Here is a 16,079-nt window from a genome sequence, read left to right as displayed (position 1 = left end):
CGCTCCCGCACGGGCCGACGGACGAGCCGTCGCACGCGCACCCCGCGCCCACCTCACCGGCCGGGGTCGAACCACCGGTCCCGGGCCAGTTCCTCCGTCCGCGACGGGTCCTCCAACAGCGCGGCCACCTCGAAGCGCCGCGGCCACTGGCCCGCCGCCCACGCCAGCCCCGCCGCGACGCCCTCGACCGTCGCCGCGTGCACCACCCCGTCGGCCGTACGCCGCCAGTCCAGCTCGACGCCGCCGGCGACCAGCTCCTCGTGTTCGACGTACGCGTCCGGGGTCGCCGGGCCCAGCAGGACCCGCACCGACTCGGGGACCTCGTGCTCCTCGCCCGCCGACGTCACCTCCGCGGTGACCGCCTCGCTCAGCCGGCGCACCTGGAACAGCTCCGCCAGGTCCGCCGCGCGCTCGGGGGAGACCGGCAGCAGCGGCAGGCCGCCCGAGAGCGGGATCAGGTCGGGCGCGTCGGCCACCACCGCTTCGGCGGCGTCCACGACCCGCACCTCGCCGTCCACGACGGCCCGCACCGCGTCGGGGAGGGTGACCTGCTCCGGGTCGAGGTCCGCGAGCGCCGTGTAGAGGCCGTGCAACTGCGCGGGCCGCACCGGGCGCTCCTCGTCCGCGAGCCGCCCCAGCAGCTCCGCCGCGCCGCCCGGCTCGTCGAGCAGCGCGCCGACCGAGGTGCGCACCCCGAGCGCCCGCAGCACCTGCGCGTCGTCGAAGCCGGAGGCGTCCACGGACTCGTACAACCCGTCCAGCAGCGGATCCCCGCCCATCGCCCGCAGCCCCGCGGGGCGCCGGCCGTCGAGCACGGGGTGGTCGCGCAGCCACCACGCGGTGTACGGCCGCACGGTCTGCGTGGTGCCGTCCGGCAGCAGCACGCGCACGGGCTGGGTGAGCGCGTCCCGCAGCGGCGGCTGGGCGAGCAGCGCCAGCGCCTGCGGCCAACGGTCGTCGTCGACCAGGTCCAGGTCCCGTACGGCCACCAGTTCGGTCGCCACCGGCGGCACCGGTACCTCCGGCAGCCGGTCCAGCACGTCCTCGCACCACACGTCGACCGCGTCCAGCAGGCCCGGGTCGTCCGGCTCCGCGTAGTCGCCGTCGCGCGGCTCCAGCTCGTCCGGGTCGAGGACGACGTCCGTGGCGCGGACGAGGGTGAAGTTCGCCAGCACCCCGCAGGCGGCGAGCGCCGGCCCGCCCCAGCGCTCGGCCAGCTCGGCGTCGCAGAACGCCAGGTCGCCCTCGCGCATCACCGCGGCGAACGGGCTGCCCGGCAGCACCAGCTCGCCCGCCGGCGACAGCTCGCCGTCCTCGTCGGGCAGTGCCAGCGCCCCCAGCCACGGCTCGTCGCCCGGCTCCAACTCGGCTTCGCGCACCAGTGCGAGCACGGTGTCCGCCAGCTCCTCCGCGTCCAGCGCCGCGGGCGCGTCCTCGTCCCAGATCTCGCCCGCCTCCAGCGAACCGGCGACGGCGGTGCGCACCTGCGGGGTCGTCAGCACCGCGCGGGCCGTCGCGGGCAGCGCGCCCAGCTTCTCCAGCAGGGGGTGGGCGGCGCCCTCGTGGGCGACCTTCAGACCGAGCCGGGCGAGCTGGGTGTGGTCCTCGGCGCTGCCGTCCGGCAGCGGCAGCAGGATCTGCCGCGGCCCGATCACGGTGCGGCCGTCCGCGAGCGGCACCGGGAGCCCGGTGAGCCGGTCCGGGTCGACGCCGGCGAGGCTGTCGTACAGCCGCCACCACCAGCCCGGCTCGCGCTCCAGCCCGGCCAGCCGGTCGACCGCCTCGGTCAGCGGGACCCGGGCGACGCCGAGGGTGCGCAGCTCGGTGCGGCGCTCCAGCCCGGCGGGCAGCAGCGTCGGCAGCACCTCCGCCAACACCCGTACGGTCTCCTGGCCCGCGCCCTCCAACACCTCGGCCTCGATCGGCCGCAGCGCGCCCGACCGCTCGGCGGCCGGCAGCCCGGTGTCCTCCTCGGCGCCCGTCCTCGGCGCGGCGGGCTCCAGGAACGCGGTGCGCGGCAGCCGCCGCAGGATCGCGGCGCGCAGCGCCCCGTCCAACTCGCCCTTGCCGAGCGGGCCCGGCACCAGGTCGACCGTGCCCGTGGACAGCGGCTCCCAGCCGCCGAGCAGCGCGGCGTACGCATCGGCGGCGCGCTCCACCAGGAAGTCGGTGAGCGGCCCGGGCGCGGGGTGCCGACGGGTGGTGTCCAGCGGCAGCGACGCGATCAGCAGCGCCGGTACGCCCAACGGCTCGTCCGTCGGCGTCGGCGCGTGCACCACGGGCGCGGTCGCGGGCCGCTCCGGCGCGCCCTCGCCGTCACCGCTGCCGACGGGGACCGCCCACGTCACGCTCCAGTACGGCCGCAGCCGCTCCTCGATCGGACGGTCCTTCAGCAGCGCGGCGTCCAGCGCGCCGCCGTCGCTGACGGTGCGCCAGCGGCGGGTGCCGTGCGCGCTGTCCAGGACGCGCACGTACGGGCCGTCCGTCTCGCGCCGCAGGGTCCGTACGCCGTCGGGCGTGTCCACGACGACCTCGGCGAGGCCGGGGAGCGTGAGGAGGAGGGCGTCGTCGATCGAGCGCAGCAGGTGCTCGACGAGGTCGACGGCGGCGCCGTCGCGCAGCGGCAGCACCACGACGGTGTCGTACCCGTCGGGCGCGGTGCCCTCGGCGGGGAGCGGGAGGCGGAGCGTGGGCACGTGGCCGTCGCGCCGCCGCAGCTCCTCGGCGAGGCCGGTGCCGTCGCCCGGCCGCGCGACCTCCTGCGCGAGGGCGCGCGCCTCCGCGAGGGACCAGCGGACGGCGCCGTGCCGCCCGACGACCGCGGGCTCGTCACTGACCGCGAGCACCGCGGCGAACCCGACGCCGAACCGGCCGACGCCGTGGTCGTCGCGCTTCGCCGAGGCGCGCAGGGTGCTCAGGGACTCGACGCCGGTCGCGTCGAGCGGGGCGCCGGTGTTCGCGACGGCGAGGGTGTTCTCACGGAGCGTCAGCCGCAGCCGGCCGGGGGAGCCGGCGCGGGCGGCGGCGTCCGCGGCGTTCTGCGCCAGCTCGACGACGAGGCGGTCGCGGTAGCCGCCGAGGACGAGGTCCTCCTCGGCGTTGGCGTCTTCCCGGAACCGCGCGGGGCTCGCCGCCCAGGCGTCCAACACTCCCCGCCGCAGTCGTGCGGTGCCGAACGGATCGGCGGCTTCGGAGGGACTGACGACGCTCACGGTGTGGCTCCGCTCTGTCTGTTCTGCTCTTCGCTGTCACCTGCGCGCCGAAGGTACCGCGTGCGCCCGACACGCCTCGGCGCCGCGGTGCGCTTACGCTGCGCTGTGCGGAGACGGGGCGTGGCGCCGAGCCCCTGCGAGTCCGTTGGCCCGGTGTGACCCGCCTGCGGCTGCTCGCGCAGTTTCTCCCCCTGTGCCCTGCGGGCACGGGAGGACCCCCACCCTGATCCAGCCTGATCCGTAAGACAGGCCCTAAATGCCTCGCCCTGCGGGCGTGGGCGGGCCCGACGGGGCCAGTTGGGGGTTGGGTGCTGTGGAGGGCGAGTGAGCCGAAGGGGTGCGCGGGCGAGTAAGGGAGAACACGCGCAGGCCGTATGGGGGTACCTCCACGCCTTCTGGGCGTAGGGGGAGAACGGCTGAGCATGATCGACCGTCGAGCCTTCCCCCTACGCCCGGTGGGCGTGGGGGGACCCCCACAAGCACCCCGGAGGCGAACCGAGCCACAAAAATTACGAGTGGCCCAGGTCCTCGTCGAGGGGGAAGGCGTCCGCGGCCATGGAGTCCAGCACCGGCGGCGCCGGCTGCGGCGTCTTCGGCATCACCGCTGCCTCCGAATGCCCACCGCACCCGTACGACAGCGACACCACGTGCCCGTCCGCCGGCGAGAACTCGTTCGCGCAGATGCCGAACGCCTGCGACAGGGACCCCGCGATCGGCACCAGGAACCCGCAGGTCACGCAGGATGCCGGCGCGGCCTGCGCCATCGGGGTCTTCGCGCCGAAGGACTCGTCCCAGCGGTCCGCCGCGGTGTGCAGGCCGTACCGGGACAGCACCCGGGCCCGGCGCATCCCGAGCTCCTCCGCGAGGGACGCGAGATCGCCGCGGCCGTTGGGGAAGGTGTCCGCGGGGCGCCGGTCGGTCAGCTCCGCGTCCTCCTGCTCGACGCGTTCCGCGAGGTCGTGCGTCGTACCGGCGAGCGCGGAGTTCGGCGGTGGGACGTCCTCGCCGGAGTAGCCGGGCTCCAGCCGCAGGTCCTCCGCCTCCGTCGGCAGCAGGTCCCCCGGCCCCAGGTCCCCGGGGCGCAGGCGCTCGCTCCACGGCACCCACTCGGGTGCCAGCAGCGCGTCGGGGCCGGGCAGCAGGACGGACTCGTCGAGGGTGACCACCTTCGCGCGCGAGGCGCGGGCCACGGTCACCGCCCAGCGCCAGCCGCGGTACCCGGGCTCCTTGCACTCGAAGAAGTGCGTGACGACCCGGTCCCCCTCGGAGACGAGGGAGACGTGCTCGCCCACCACACCTGGCGCCGCGACCTCCTCCGCGGCTGCCCTGGCGAGGTCTACCGCCTCGGCGCACAGGCGGTCGGGGGTACGGCTTCGCGTCGTCGCAGCACTCACAGGTCTCGCTTCTCTCCTACGCCGTCTCACGGGTGCCGCCGACCGACCGATGCGTGGGGTACGGGCCGCGGGCGGAGCGGACCAGGGGGCCGCATCGACGTCCGCGCCCGGACCGGTCGTCCCGGGCACACCTCTGTGTCATCCATTCTGCGGGATGGCGAAGAGGCGCGCGGCCGAGAACATTCGCCGGTGGCGCGCTACGCACGCTACCTCCTTCGCAGCGCCCCGCCCACCTGCGCGCCCCAACCTGGAGCTAACAACCCCGCATCACCCGTCGCCGCGCCGGTCCTTCGGGCAGTATGGCGGGGTGGCCGCAGCCAGTTCGTCGGACGACGGGTCCGGGGCGCTCACCCGAGCGTGCCGGGCGGTGGCGCGCGCACTGCACCTGCCGTTCAGCGGGACGGCGCGGTCCATCCGCAAGGCCACGCACGCGCAGGGTGCCGGCGAGTCGGGGCTCGGCCGGCTGATCGAGCTGCACGCGGTGAACGGCGCGGGTGACGTCATGGTCACCGTCGCCCTCGCGTCGACGGTCTTCTTCTCCGTACCGACGGACGAGGCGCGCGGCCGGGTCACCCTCTACCTGGCGATCACCCTGGCGCCGTTCGCGTTGCTCGCGCCGGTGATCGGCCCGCTGCTGGACCGGATCCCGCACGGCCGGCGGGCGGCGATGGCGACGGCGATGCTGGCCCGGGCGATCCTGGCGCTGGTGCTGTCGATGTCGGTGGTGACGGGGGCGCTGGAGCTGTACCCGGCCGCGCTGGGGGTGCTCGTGGCCTCCAAGGCGTACGGCGTGGTCCGCAGCGCGGTCGTCCCGCGACTGCTGCCGCCCCGGTTCTCCCTGGTGCGGGCGAACTCGCGGGTCACGCTCGCCGGCCTGCTGGCGACCGGCGTCGCCGCGCCCGTCGCGGCGGGGCTGCACCAGATCGGCCCGGCGTGGACGCTGTACGGGGCGTGCGCGCTGTTCCTGCTGGGGACGTTCTGGGCGCTGCGGCTGCCGCCGAAGGTGGACTCCGCGAAGGGCGAGACGAACGTGCGGGTGCTCACCCACGGCGGGAAGCGGCCCAGCCTGCGCACGGTCGGCCCGTCGGTGATCCACGGCCTCCAGGCGAACGCGGCGCTGCGCTGCCTCTCCGGCTTCCTCATCTTCTTCCTGGCCTTCCTGCTGCGGGAGCATCCGCTGGCGGGCCAGAGCGCGGCGGTGTCGATGGCGATCGTGGGCGTGGCGGCGGGCGTGGGCAACGCGCTGGGGACCGTGGTGGGGGCGTGGCTGAAGGCGCGCGGCCCGGAGACGATCATCGCGACGGTGCTGGGGGTCGTCCTGACGGCCGCGGTGCTGGCGGCGGTGTTCTTCGGCGCGGGCATGGTCGCCGTGCTGGCGGCGACGGCGGGCCTGTGCCAGGCGCTGGCGAAGCTCTCCCTGGACGCGCTGATCCAGCGGGACGTCCCGGAGGAGGTCCGGACGTCGGCGTTCGCCCGCTCGGAGACGTTGCTCCAGATGGCGTGGGTGCTGGGCGGTGCGGTGGGGATACTGCTCCCGCTGAACGGGGTCCTGGGCATGTCCGTGGCGGCGTCCATCGTCTGCGCGGGCTCCCTGGCCTCCACCCGCGGCCTCCTCACAGCAGCCCGCCACCCTCACCCCCACCCCCGGGTGGCGTGATTTTTCTTGTGGCTCGGTTCGCCTCCGGGGCGCTTGTGGGGGTCCCCCCACGCCCTCTGGGCGTAGGTGGGGGTGCCCCCGTGTCCGCGGGGCACAGGGGGAGGAACTGCGCGACAAGCCCGCTACCGGGGCGCGCGGGACAGCGTGGCAGAGGGCAGCGCACCGTGCGCCACGGACGCGCACTCCGCCCCCCGCCCGGAGGGCCGCCGTGGCGACGCGGAGCGACGCGCGGGGGCCCCGGCGCAGGCCGGGGGACACGGGAAGATAGCCTTCCCGCATGACCGTTGCGTTCTTGTCCGGCAAGCGTCGCCGGGCCGTTGCCAGCATCGGCGCCGTCAGCGCCGGGCTCCTCGTCCTCTCCGCCTGCGAAAAGCCGACGCCGGTCGCGACCGTCACGGTCGGGACGGAGTCCGTCACCTCGGAGGCCGCCTGCTACAACGACGGCAAGGAGATCAAGGAGTCCGAGCTCCAGGACTGCCTGAACAAGAAGGAAGGCGAGACCGTCAAGGTGTCGCCCGACGAGTTGATCCGCTTCGGCGTCGACCCGGCGATCGCCGACAACGGCTGGACGCTGTTCATCGACGGCAAGCCCGTCGAGCAGGAGCCGTACACCAAGACGTACCGCTCCCTCGTCGGCAGCTCCTTCTTCGCCGAGTCCACCGACTCCACGAAGATCCAGATCGTCGAGGCCAAGAAGGGCAAGATCATCGGCATCTGGACCTTCACCCTGAAGAAGTCCTGACGTCCGGGGGCGGGCCGTGCGCGTACTCGTCGTGACCGCCGTGGCGCCGGAGGCCGAGGCCGTCGACGCCGCGGCCACGGACGCCCGGACCCACGCCCGCGGCAACGCCCGCATCGACGTGATCGTCGGCGGCGTCGGCCCCGCCTCCGCCGCCGCCCGCACCGCCACCGCTCTGAGCCGCGCCCCCGCCCCGTACGACCTCGTGGTCAGTGCCGGGATCGGGGGCGGCTTCGTGCCGCACGCGCCCGTCGGCTCGCTCGTCGTCGCGGACGCCATCGTCGCCGCTGACCTCGGCGCGCAGACCCCGGACGGCGGCTGGCTCGCCGTCGACGAGTTGGGGTTCGGCCGGGCCGTGCACCTGCCGCCCGCCGGGCTCGCCCGCCGTGCCGCGCAGGCCGCCGGCGCCCTGTGCGCGCCGGTGCTGACGGTCTCCACGGTCACCGGAACCGCAGCCCGCGCGGCCGAGCTGAGCGCGCGTCACCCGCGCGCCGCGGCCGAGGCGATGGAGGGCTTTGGCGTCGCGGAGGCCGCGGCGGCGCACGCGGTCCCCGTCCTGGAGGTCCGGGCGGTCTCGAACCCGGTGGGGCCGCGGGACCGCTCCGCCTGGCGCATCAAGGACGCGCTGACCGCCCTGACGGACGGCTTCCGACAGCTCGGCCCCGTCCTCTCCGAGCCCTCCGAGGAACCGACGTGACCGGCACCCCCGCCCCGACCGCGCGCATCGACCGCACCGACCGGATCGACATCGCGTACTCGCCCTGCCCGAACGACACCTTCGTCTTCGACGCCCTGGCCCACGGCCGGGTGCCGGGCGCGCCCGCGCTGGACGTCACCTTCGCGGACATCGACGTCACCAACGGCATGGCGGAGCGCGGCGAGGGCTCGGTCCTGAAGGTGTCGTACGCGGTGCTGCCGTGGATCCTCGACGAGTACGCGCTGCTGCCCTGCGGCGGTGCGCTCGGCCGCGGCTGCGGTCCGCTGGTGCTGACCCGGGACGCCGGCGGCTCGGGCGCCGACCTGGCGGGCCGTACGGTCGCGGTGCCCGGCGAGCGCTCGACGGCGTACCTGCTGTTCCGGCTGTGGGCGGCGACCGAGGTGCCGGGCGGGGTCGGCGAGGTGGTGGTGCTGCCGTTCCACGAGATCATGCCGGCGGTGCGGGACGGCCGGGTGGACGCCGGGCTGGTGATCCACGAGGCGCGGTTCACGTACCAGGAGTACGGGCTGCACCGGCTCGCCGACATGGGCGAGCACTGGGAGGCGACGACCGGGCTGCCCATCCCGCTGGGCGCGATCGTGGCCAAGCGGTCGCTGGGCGAGGAGCGGCTGCGGCGGATCGCGGAGTCGGTGCGGGCGTCGGTGCGGATGGCCTGGGACGACCCGGAGGTTTCGCGCCCGTACGTGCGGGAGCACGCGCAGGAGATGGATCCGTCGGTCGCCGACCGGCACATCGGGCTCTACGTGAACGAGTTCACCGCGAACCTGGGGCCCGACGGGTACGCGGCGGTGCGCGGGCTGCTCACGCGCGCGGCGGCCGAGGGTCTCGTACCGGCGCTCGCGCCGGGCGCGCTCGACTTCCCCTGAGCGCCCGAGCGCTTCCGTGCGCGCTCCGGGGCCGGTCCGCACCCCCTGAAGCGCCGAACGGCCGAAGGGCCGCATCGCCCCTCGGCCGGGATGCGCTCTGTGGCGCGGGACCTCACACGTCCAGTTGGTCCGCCACCGCCCGCAGCATGCCCGCGATCTTCGAGCCCTGCGCCTTGTCGGGGTAACGCCCGCGCTCCAGCTGCTGGGTGACGTTCTCCAGCAGGGTCGTCAGGTCCTGCACGATGGAAGCCAGTTCGTCCGGCTTGCGGCGCTGGGCCGCGGCGACGGACGGGGTGGGGTCCAGGACCGTGACGGACAGGGCCTGGTCGCCGCGCTGACCGGCGACGACCCCGAACTCCACGCGCTGACCGGGCTTGAGCACGTCGACCCCGTCGGGCAGCACTGACGAGTGGACGAAGACGTCGCCGCCGTCGTCGCGGGAGAGAAAGCCGAAGCCCTTCTCGCTGTTGAACCACTTCACCTTGCCGGTGGGCACGTCTGTCCTCGTCCTCGTACTCGTTGGGGGCGCTTCGTCGGGCGCTGATGCGCCGAAAACGGCTCTGGATAGCAGTGCAGCGGGTCGATCGACCCGCTCCGACTCCAAGGCTAATGGTCCAGGGGCTGGTGACAAGACGTCGCCGAACGGTTCCTACCCGCAGGGAACTACCCTGGCTGGATGACTGCTACTCCTTCCGCGCCGGGTGACGGGCTGGTCCGGGTCGGTGCCATCGTCTTCATCGTCGGCGCAGTGGCCACGCTCGTCACGCTGGCCCCGTTGTTCCTGGGCACCGAACCGTTCCCGCCGCTGGCGTACGGGGTGTGCATGTTGATGGGCGTCGGCTTCGCGATCGCGGGCGCGGGGGTACTCCGTTCGGTCGCGGCCCAGCGGCGGGCGGCCAAATCGGTGATGCCGCAATCGTCCGGGATGTCCTGACGCGCCGAGGGCTTGCGCCCGGGGCGTCATGCCTCCCGCACGCCCGGCGCGCGCCGGTCCGCGAGGTGGTCGCGTAGCCAGTCGGGAAAGGCGAGCAGGTCGTCAAGGACCACATCCGCCCCGGCTTCTTGCAGGTCAGCGCGGTTGCACGGGCCGGTGGGCACGGCGACGGAGAGCGCGCCCGCGGTGTGTGCCCCGCGGACGTCCCCGATGTGGTCGCCCACGTAGACGCTCGCGCCGTACTCGCGCAGCGCCTCCGCCTTTCCCTCGGCCCACAGCCAGCCGATCACCGCGTCCGGCGCGATGCCGAGGTGGTCCAGGTGGAGCTTGGCGTTCGGCTCGTGCTTGGCGGTGACGACGATGGCCCGGCCGCCGTGCTCGCGCACGGCGCGGACGGCTTCGCGTGCGCCCGGGAGCGCCAGCGAGGGCTCGATCGCGTACGTCGGGTATATCTCGCGATAACGATCGCCCATGGCTGGAATTCGATCATCGGGGAACCAGTGCGCCAGCTCCTGCTCCAGTGGCGGCCCCAGTCGGGTGACCGCGAGGTCGGCGTCGATCCACACTCCGGTCTCCGCGGAGAGCGCGCGGTAGGCGGCGCGGATGCCGGGCCGGGAGTCGATCAGCGTCATGTCCAGGTCGAAGCCCACGGTGAAGGGCGCAGGTGGAACCGGTGCCGCGGGGGCGGGGGCCGGTCGGGGCGTCGTGTCCTGGGGTGCGGCCATGGGGCCATTGTGCCCGTCGTTGCGCCGTACACCCTCTCTCGTACACTCAGCTAAGCCTTACCTATCCTTTTCAGTCACGCTTTACCTCTCAACTTCTTCTCGGCTACGTCGCACCTGCTTCGCACCTCCTTCTCAACTTCCTCGATTGGTCGTCATGTCAGCCAGACGCGCGCTTGCGGCCCGCCGCATCGGCTGGACGGCGGCGGCCGTCGCTGCCCTGCTGGTCGCGGTGCTGCTCAGCCTCGGGGTGGGGGCGCGGACCATTCCGCCCTCGGCCGTCTTCGAGGCGCTGTTCCAGGACGGGGGCGGCGCCGACGCCCAGGTCGTCCGGGAGTTGCGAGTGCCCCGTACCCTCATCGCCCTGATGGTCGGCGCGGCGCTCGCACTTGCCGGAACGGTTCTGCAAGGGCTCACCCGCAACCCCATCGCCGACCCCGGGATCCTCGGGATCAGCCAGGGGGCGTCCGTCGCCGTCGTCCTCGCGATCGCGTACGCCGGCGTGCACACCCTCACCGGATACGTCTGGTTCGCCTTCGCGGGCGCGGCGGTGGCGTCCGTCGCGGTGTACGCGATCGCCTCCAGCGGCCGGGGCGGTGCCACGCCGGTGAAGCTGGCGCTCGGCGGCGCGGCGATCAACGCCCTGCTCGCCTCCGTCACCAACGGCGTGCTCACCACCAAGGCCGCGGCGCTGGACGAGTACCGCTTCTGGCAGGTCGGCTCGGTGGCCGGCCGGGAGCAGGAGGTCGTCGAACAGGTCTGGCCCTTCCTGCTGCTGGGTGTGGTGCTGCTGGCCTTCGTGGCGCGCGGACTGGACGCGCTCGCGCTCGGCGACGACGTGGCGAAGGGCCTCGGACAGAACGTGGCGACCGTACGGGTCGTGGGCGGCATCGCCGCGACCGTGCTGACCGGCGTCGCGGTCGCCGCGGCCGGCCCGATTGCCTTCGTCGGCCTCGCCGTGCCGCACATCGCCCGCGCGGTCGTCGGCGGCGACCACCGGTGGCTGCTGCCGATGGCGGCGCTGATCGGGCCGGTGATGCTGCTGGTGGCGGATGTGATCGGACGCGTGGTGTTCCCGCCCGGGGAGGTGCCGGCCGGGGTGACGACGGCCCTGATCGGGGTGCCGTTCCTGGTGGTGCTGCTGCGCCGGAGGAAGGCGGTGGCGGCGTGAGCGCACAGGTACGCGGTGGGGGAGTACGGCCCGCGGGGTACGGGGTGCTGCGGGGTGGCGGACGCGGCAGCGTGCTGGTGCACCGCCGCAGCGTCGTGGTCGCCGGTGCCCTCGCCCTCCTCCTCGCCGCGATCTGCGTGGCGTACCTCTCCGTCGGCGAGAGCTTCGTACCGCCGGCCGAGGTCGTGAAGGTGCTGCTCGGCGACGAGGGCCCGAACGAACTCGTCGTCGGCACGCTGCGGCTGCCGCGCCTGGTCACCGGGCTGCTGGTGGGCGCGGCGTTCGGGATCGCGGGCGCGCTGATCCAGACCGTGGCGCGCAATCCGCTCGCCAGCCCCGACGTCATCGGCATCAGCCAGGGCGCGAGCGTCGTCACGGTCGCCGCGATGACCTTCGGCGTCACCTCGTACACCCTGCTGCCGTACCTCTCCGTCGCCGGCGGCATCGCGGCGGCGGCGCTGGTGTACGCCTTCGCCTGGCGCGGCGGGCTGCACGCGGCGCGCTTCGTGCTGATCGGCATCGGGTTCGCGATCGCGCTGCGCTCGCTGACCACGCTGTTCATGACGAAGGGGGACTACCTCGTCGCCCAGCAGGCGCAGATCTGGATGACCGGATCGCTCAACGGGCGCGGCTGGGACGAACTCGCGCCGCTCGGCTGGACGCTGCTGGTGCTCGCGCCCGCGCTCGTCTGGGCGGCCCGGGCCCAGCGGACCGTGGCGCTCGACGACGACACCGCGACCGCGCTCGGCGTACGTCTGGGACGGGTGCGGCTGGGGCTGGTGGCGCTCGGGGTGCTGCTGGCGTCGATGGCGACGGGCACGGCGGGGCCCGTGGACTTCGTGGCGCTGCTCGCGCCGCAGATCGCCCGCCGGCTGACGCGCACCGCGCAGCTGCCGCTGCTGAGCTCGGCGCTGACGGGCGCGGTGATCGTGGTCCTCGCCGACCTGCTGGCGCGCCGGCTGTTCTCGCCGACGGAGCTGGCCGTGGGCGTGTTGACGGCGGCCGTCGGCGCGCCGTATCTGATCTGGCTCATCATGCGGAGCCGTACCACCGGAGGGAAGGCGTGAGCCGACTGACCGCGCGCGGGCTGACGCTCGCGTACGAGGACCGCACCGTGGTCCACGAGCTGGACCTGGCGATCCCGGACGGCGCCGTGACCGTGATCGTGGGCCCCAACGCCTGCGGCAAGTCCACGACGCTGCGGGCGCTGGGCCGGCTGCTGAAGCCGAAGGGCGGCGCGGTGCTGCTGGACGGCCAGGACCTGGCCGCGCTGCCGACGAAGAAGATCGCGCAGCGGGTGGGGGTGCTGCCGCAGTCGCCGGTGGCGCCGGAGGCGATCACGGTCGGCGACCTGGTGGCCCGGGGCCGGCAGCCGCACCAGGCGTGGTGGCGGCAGTGGTCCGAGGAGGACGAGCGGGCGGTGACGGACGCGATGGCCCGCACCGACGTCACCGCGCTCGCGGACCGCCCGGTCGACGAACTCTCCGGCGGCCAGCGGCAGCGGGTGTGGATCGCGATGGCGCTGGCCCAGGAGACGGAGCTGCTGCTCCTGGACGAGCCGACGACGTTCCTGGACATCGCCCACCAGGTGGAGGTGCTGGACCTGGTGCGCCGCCTCAACCACGAGCGCGGCCGTACGGTCGTCGCGGTCCTCCACGACCTCAACCAGGCGGCGCGCTACGCGGACCACCTGGTCGCGATGAAGGCGGGCCGCGTGGTGGCGGAGGGCGCCCCCGCCGACGTGGTCACGGCGGAGCTGGTGCGCGAGGTCTTCGGCCTGACGGCGGTGGTGGTCCCGGACCCGGTGACGGGCTCGCCGCTGGTGGTGCCGGGCGCGCCGTACGGGGCGGGGGTGCCGGGCGCGCGGGCGAAGGGCTGAGGGGGTCAGGGCGTGTCTGGAGTTCCAGCGCGCGACGCCGCGGGGCACTCCAGGCAGGACCTAGGTACGCTCCGGGCTCGCCACCCGCATCAACGTCTGCTGCCCGGTGGCCACGAGCGTGCGCCGGTCGCCCTGCACGGCGTACGCCTCCAACGTGCACACGGTCAGCGTGCGCCCGGACTTCAGCACGGTCCCGATCGCCTCGATGTGGTCGCCGACGGCCGGCGCGAGCAGGTTGATCTTGTACTCGACGGTGAGGACCTCGGTGTCCGCCGGGAACAGCGTGTACGCCGCGTACCCGCCGGCGGTGTCGGCGACGGCGCTGGTGGCGCCCGCGTGGACGTACCCGTTCTGCTGGGTGACCTCCGGCCGGCTGGGCAGCACGATGTGCACGCGCCCCGGCGCGGCGTGCGTCAGGCGCGCACCGAGGTGGGCCATGAGCCCCTGGCTCTCGAAGCTGGCCCGGATGCGCTTGTCGACGTCGGGGTCGAGCGGTTCCTGCGGGGCCTGGTGTGCCCTGTCTGCCACGGACTGTCCTTCGCGGGGCGTCACAGGTTCGGCAGCACGTCGGTGAAGAAGGAGAGGTCGCCCGGGAACGTCGGCCGCAACTCCATGAACTCCTCGCCGGTGACCCAGCGGACCTCGCTGACCTCGCCCGGGTCGAGGACCAGTTCGCCGCCGTCGACCGCGGCGGTCCACCAGTGCAGGACGAAGTCGCCCTCCTCGGTCGTGCTCTCCCACACCTTCGCCAACGGAGTCACCCGCAGCCCGATCTCCTCCCGCACCTCGCGCACCAGCGTGTCCTGCTGCCGCTCGCCGGGCTCGACGGTGCCGCTGGGCGGGGCCCAGCGACCGGGCTCCCGCGCCTGCGGCCCGCGCAGGATCACCAGGATCCGACCGTCCCTCTGAAGGACCGCGACCACGGCTTCTTGCTTGACTCCGGTCTTCTCCATGGCATGGACACTACCCACGTCGAGCACCATCACGGCGTGGCGGTCGACGCCCGGTCCGTTGTCGGTGGGTGGGGCTGCCGTGCGGAGACACGAGCCCGGCGCGAGTAAAGGGAAGACATGACCATCTTGGAGAACCGGCCGAACACCGCGCTCCTTGTCGTCGACGTGCAGAAGGGCGTCGTCGAAGGGGCCCACCAGCGTGACGTGGCCGTTGCGAACGTCGCCGGTCTCGTCGAGCGGGCGCGGCGGGAAGGGGTTCCGGTCGTTTGGGTGCAGCACTCCGACGAGGAGCTCGTGAAGGGGAGCGACGAGTGGCGGATCGTCCCGGAGCTCACTCCGGAGGCCGCCGAGCCGCTCGTCGAGAAGAGCTACGGGGACTCCTTCGAGGACACCACTTTGGAGTCCGTGCTGTCGGGACTCGGGGTCGGGCGGCTCGTCGTCGTCGGCGCGCAGACCGACGCGTGCATCCGCTCGACGCTCCACGGCGCGTTCGCCAGGGGGTACGACGCGACCCTGGTCAGCGACGCCCACACGACGGGCGACAACACGGCATGGGGTGCACCGCCGCCGGACCAGGTCATCACGCACACGAACCTGTACTGGACCTACCAGACGGCGCCGGGACGGACGGCCGGGACGGTCGAGACCAAGGACGTCGTCTTCGACGGCACGTCCTGACGGCGGGCTGCGTCACACCCTGCGCGCCCGCAGGACCAAGTACAGCGCGGAGGCGAGCGCCGCGGCGCGGACCACCCAGGGGCCGGTCGAGGCGATCGCGTCGCCCAGTGCGTCCTCGGGGAGCGCTTCGCCCCAGCGGCCGGTGGAGCGGCCCCACAGCCAGACCAGGCCCGCGGTGACCGCCGTCGCGGGCAGGCCGATGACGGCGACCTTCCGCTCCGTGACCGTCAGTTTGCGGGAGGCGTACGCGCACAGCCAGCCGAGGCCGAGGGCGAACCAGGAGGTGAACAGGGCGCCGCCGATCAGCAACAGGGCGGCGAGCAGCAGGAAGGGGTTGCCCAGGCCGGCGGCGGGGGCGGGGGAGTCGTCGTCCGTGGGGTGGCGGCGCAGCCGGGACAGCAGGCCGCGGCGGTGCGGGGGTTCGGCCGCTGCGTCGCCCTCCTCCACCGCCTCTTCCTCGGACCCCTCCGTCCCTTCGGGGTCGTCGTCCTTGCGGGGCGGTCGCAGTATCTCGGGGATCTCGACCCCGCCGGTGAAGCCCGCGATCCGCTCGCCCGCGCCGTACGGCTCGGGTTTGACGCTCCACCAGTCGCCGTCGGCGTCCGGGCCCGTGGACGGGCCGAGTTCGTCGAGGCCGGCGAGGTGCGGCGGCAGGCCCTGGCGCGGGGGCTCGGGCGGGGCGACGGGGGGTGCGGCCGGGCGGTCCTTGCGGGGGTTGGGGATCAGCTTGCGCAGGCGCTGGCCGGGGAGGGTGACGCGCGGGGGCTCGGGTGCCGATGGGGGTGCGACCGGCGGTTTCGCCCTTTCGCGCGCCGGTGTTGGTGCCGGGCGGTGGCGCGGGGGCTCGTGCGCCGGCGCGGACGGCTTGGACGAAGGGCGCGCGGACCCGTCCGTCGCCGCGTCCACGACCTCCGTCGGCGTGCCGAGCCGGCCGAGGATGCGCCGTACGGACGCGGGGTTGTCGCCGCCCCCGTTCGCCCGCTGCCGGTCGATCTCCCCGCGCAGCGACGACACCAGCTCCATCCGTGCTCCGGACGGCAGTTGCCGCTGCTGGGCCAGGTCGCCGACCCGGCTCAGGTAGTCGTAGACGAGCTGGTCGCTCTCGATCCCCACGGACGGTTCCCCTCGGACGCTCCCCGTACCCTGCACCGACGTT

At 74.2% G+C, this 16,079-nt stretch carries 16 protein-coding genes; 9 read left to right on the top strand and 7 right to left on the bottom strand.

The genetic code is table 11. From position 1 onward, the window contains the following. Nucleotides 1–53: 53 nt before the first annotated feature. Nucleotides 54–3,212 carry a molecular chaperone Hsp90 gene (locus AB0E05_RS10925; RefSeq protein ID WP_361961617.1) on the bottom strand — a complete coding sequence of 1,053 codons (3,159 nt, stop codon included), beginning with the start codon at nt 3,210–3,212 and terminating at the stop codon, nt 54–56. A gap of 509 nt (nt 3,213–3,721) precedes the next feature. Beyond that, nucleotides 3,722–4,606, bottom strand: coding sequence for a DUF3027 domain-containing protein (locus AB0E05_RS10920; protein WP_361961615.1), 885 nt, complete (start codon nt 4,604–4,606; stop codon nt 3,722–3,724). Between the two features lie 307 nt (nt 4,607–4,913). On the opposite strand from AB0E05_RS10920, the gene AB0E05_RS10915 reads away from it, so the two are divergent. The 4 genes from AB0E05_RS10915 (at nt 4,914) to AB0E05_RS10900 (ending at nt 8,586) form a co-directional block, all read left to right on the top strand. Continuing rightward, nucleotides 4,914–6,263 carry an MFS transporter gene (locus tag AB0E05_RS10915; RefSeq protein ID WP_361961613.1) on the top strand — a complete coding sequence of 450 codons (1,350 nt, stop codon included), beginning with the start codon at nt 4,914–4,916 and terminating at the stop codon, nt 6,261–6,263. A 277-nt stretch (nt 6,264–6,540) separates the two neighbouring features. After that, nucleotides 6,541–7,005 carry a DUF2771 domain-containing protein gene (locus AB0E05_RS10910; RefSeq protein WP_361961611.1) on the top strand — a complete coding sequence of 155 codons (465 nt, stop codon included), beginning with the start codon at nt 6,541–6,543 and terminating at the stop codon, nt 7,003–7,005. Nucleotides 7,006–7,021: 16 nt separating this feature from the next. Further along, a complete protein-coding gene (locus AB0E05_RS10905) occupies nt 7,022–7,699 on the top strand; it encodes a futalosine hydrolase (RefSeq protein WP_361961609.1) in 678 nt (225 codons plus the stop codon). Beyond that, a complete protein-coding gene (locus tag AB0E05_RS10900) occupies nt 7,696–8,586 on the top strand; it encodes a 1,4-dihydroxy-6-naphthoate synthase (protein WP_361961607.1) in 891 nt (296 codons plus the stop codon). The genes AB0E05_RS10905 and AB0E05_RS10900 overlap by 4 nt, the downstream gene beginning before the upstream one ends. 112 nt (nt 8,587–8,698) lie before the next feature. Here the strand turns inward: AB0E05_RS10900 and AB0E05_RS10895 are convergent, their stop codons facing one another. Further along, nucleotides 8,699–9,082: a cold-shock protein gene (locus tag AB0E05_RS10895; RefSeq protein ID WP_361536792.1), complete on the bottom strand. Its 384-nt coding sequence runs from the start codon at nt 9,080–9,082 to the stop codon at nt 8,699–8,701. A gap of 180 nt (nt 9,083–9,262) precedes the next feature. On the opposite strand from AB0E05_RS10895, the gene AB0E05_RS10890 reads away from it, so the two are divergent. Next, the gene (locus tag AB0E05_RS10890; protein WP_361961604.1) at nt 9,263–9,520 is read left to right on the top strand and encodes a hypothetical protein; all 258 of its coding nucleotides are present in this window, start codon (nt 9,263–9,265) and stop codon (nt 9,518–9,520) included. A 26-nt stretch (nt 9,521–9,546) separates the two neighbouring features. Here the strand turns inward: AB0E05_RS10890 and AB0E05_RS10885 are convergent, their stop codons facing one another. Next, a complete protein-coding gene (locus AB0E05_RS10885) occupies nt 9,547–10,245 on the bottom strand; it encodes an HAD family hydrolase (RefSeq protein ID WP_361961602.1) in 699 nt (232 codons plus the stop codon). A gap of 154 nt (nt 10,246–10,399) precedes the next feature. On the opposite strand from AB0E05_RS10885, the gene AB0E05_RS10880 reads away from it, so the two are divergent. The 3 genes from AB0E05_RS10880 to AB0E05_RS10870 are packed head-to-tail and all read left to right on the top strand — an operon-like array spanning nt 10,400 to nt 13,292. Beyond that, nucleotides 10,400–11,413 carry an iron ABC transporter permease gene (locus AB0E05_RS10880; protein ID WP_361961600.1) on the top strand — a complete coding sequence of 338 codons (1,014 nt, stop codon included), beginning with the start codon at nt 10,400–10,402 and terminating at the stop codon, nt 11,411–11,413. Further along, entirely contained in the window at nt 11,410–12,480 is a 1,071-nt protein-coding gene (locus AB0E05_RS10875) for an iron chelate uptake ABC transporter family permease subunit (RefSeq protein ID WP_361961598.1), read from the top strand. The genes AB0E05_RS10880 and AB0E05_RS10875 overlap by 4 nt, the downstream gene beginning before the upstream one ends. Further along, entirely contained in the window at nt 12,477–13,292 is an 816-nt protein-coding gene (locus tag AB0E05_RS10870) for an ABC transporter ATP-binding protein (protein ID WP_361961596.1), read from the top strand. The genes AB0E05_RS10875 and AB0E05_RS10870 overlap by 4 nt, the downstream gene beginning before the upstream one ends. 60 nt (nt 13,293–13,352) lie before the next feature. Here the strand turns inward: AB0E05_RS10870 and AB0E05_RS10865 are convergent, their stop codons facing one another. Together AB0E05_RS10865 and AB0E05_RS10860 are read right to left on the bottom strand one after the other, a co-directional pair. Then, nucleotides 13,353–13,730, bottom strand: a complete 378-nt coding sequence (locus AB0E05_RS10865) for a PaaI family thioesterase (RefSeq protein ID WP_361962055.1) — start codon at nt 13,728–13,730, stop codon at nt 13,353–13,355. A gap of 110 nt (nt 13,731–13,840) precedes the next feature. Beyond that, a complete protein-coding gene (locus tag AB0E05_RS10860) occupies nt 13,841–14,245 on the bottom strand; it encodes an NUDIX domain-containing protein (protein ID WP_361961594.1) in 405 nt (134 codons plus the stop codon). A 117-nt stretch (nt 14,246–14,362) separates the two neighbouring features. Here AB0E05_RS10860 and AB0E05_RS10855 point away from each other — a divergent pair, with 117 nt between their 5' ends. Continuing rightward, the gene (locus tag AB0E05_RS10855) at nt 14,363–14,923 is read left to right on the top strand and encodes a cysteine hydrolase family protein (protein ID WP_361961592.1); all 561 of its coding nucleotides are present in this window, start codon (nt 14,363–14,365) and stop codon (nt 14,921–14,923) included. Between the two features lie 12 nt (nt 14,924–14,935). Here AB0E05_RS10855 and AB0E05_RS10850 read toward each other — a convergent pair whose 3' ends face one another. After that, nucleotides 14,936–16,036 (bottom strand): hypothetical protein, encoded by a 1,101-nt coding sequence (locus tag AB0E05_RS10850; protein WP_361961590.1) that lies wholly within the window; start codon nt 16,034–16,036, stop codon nt 14,936–14,938. Nucleotides 16,037–16,079 lie beyond the last annotated feature (43 nt).

Source organism: Streptomyces sp. NPDC048057, assembly GCF_040653095.1.
In the GTDB taxonomy this organism is placed as follows: Bacteria; Actinomycetota; Actinomycetes; order Streptomycetales; family Streptomycetaceae; genus Streptomyces.
Note: the sequence above shows the minus strand (reverse complement) of the source record. Positions and strands in the feature narration are given on the sequence as shown.

What these genes read in the sequence shown, in the direction of transcription:
- AB0E05_RS10885 (WP_361961602.1), bottom strand. Translation starts at nt 10,245, where the DNA reads ATGGCCGCACCCCAGGACACGACGCCCCGACCGGCCCCCGCCCCCGCG.
- AB0E05_RS10890 (WP_361961604.1), top strand. Translation starts at nt 9,263, where the DNA reads ATGACTGCTACTCCTTCCGCGCCGGGTGACGGGCTGGTCCGGGTCGGT.
- AB0E05_RS10855 (WP_361961592.1), top strand. Translation starts at nt 14,363, where the DNA reads ATGACCATCTTGGAGAACCGGCCGAACACCGCGCTCCTTGTCGTCGAC.
- AB0E05_RS10865 (WP_361962055.1), bottom strand. Translation starts at nt 13,730, where the DNA reads ATGGCCCACCTCGGTGCGCGCCTGACGCACGCCGCGCCGGGGCGCGTG.
- AB0E05_RS10880 (WP_361961600.1), top strand. Translation starts at nt 10,400, where the DNA reads ATGTCAGCCAGACGCGCGCTTGCGGCCCGCCGCATCGGCTGGACGGCG.
- AB0E05_RS10860 (WP_361961594.1), bottom strand. Translation starts at nt 14,245, where the DNA reads ATGGAGAAGACCGGAGTCAAGCAAGAAGCCGTGGTCGCGGTCCTTCAG.
- AB0E05_RS10910 (WP_361961611.1), top strand. Translation starts at nt 6,541, where the DNA reads ATGACCGTTGCGTTCTTGTCCGGCAAGCGTCGCCGGGCCGTTGCCAGC.